This window comes from Candidatus Poribacteria bacterium, assembly GCA_021295755.1.
Taxonomy (GTDB): Bacteria; Poribacteria; WGA-4E; order WGA-4E; family PCPOR2b; genus PCPOR2b.
The window spans coordinates 1-356 of sequence record JAGWBT010000031.1 but is presented as its reverse complement, the minus strand read 5'-3'; the positions used below and the strand labels follow the sequence as shown (position 1 = coordinate 356).

Annotated in this window: 1 protein-coding gene; it reads right to left on the bottom strand. The window is 51.1% G+C overall.

What is annotated here, in order from left to right; all coding sequences use genetic code 11:
• Positions 1 to 356: hypothetical protein (locus J4G02_06035; GenBank protein ID MCE2394137.1), on the bottom strand; the 356-nt coding region annotated here is incomplete at both ends.

Sequence of the window (356 nt, the reverse complement as noted above, 5' to 3'; positions counted from 1 at the left end):
CGGACGCGCTGTACTGCCAGTGGGGCAGGGGTCGGTCTATCGCAGTGTTTGCCTCCATCCGGTTGAACCCTCGGCGCATTTCCCGGTGGTTGGCGATACAAATATCGGGCTTCAGCCTGTGAATAAAATCGTAAACCTTCTTGTGGTGTGTCTGTAAAGTCCGCTGCTTGAAGAGGCTATATTTCCGAAACGTTGGATCTCCGTGATTCTCTTCGGTCGGCAGAGACAGCCCAAACATCTCTGAAAAAAGCCGTTTGCAATTAGCACAATGACAGATACCGTGATAGTTACCGCTATAGTCCCTCGTCTGGTAGCCGCCCATGTTAAAGAAGATCCCATCGAAATCGTGCGTTGTG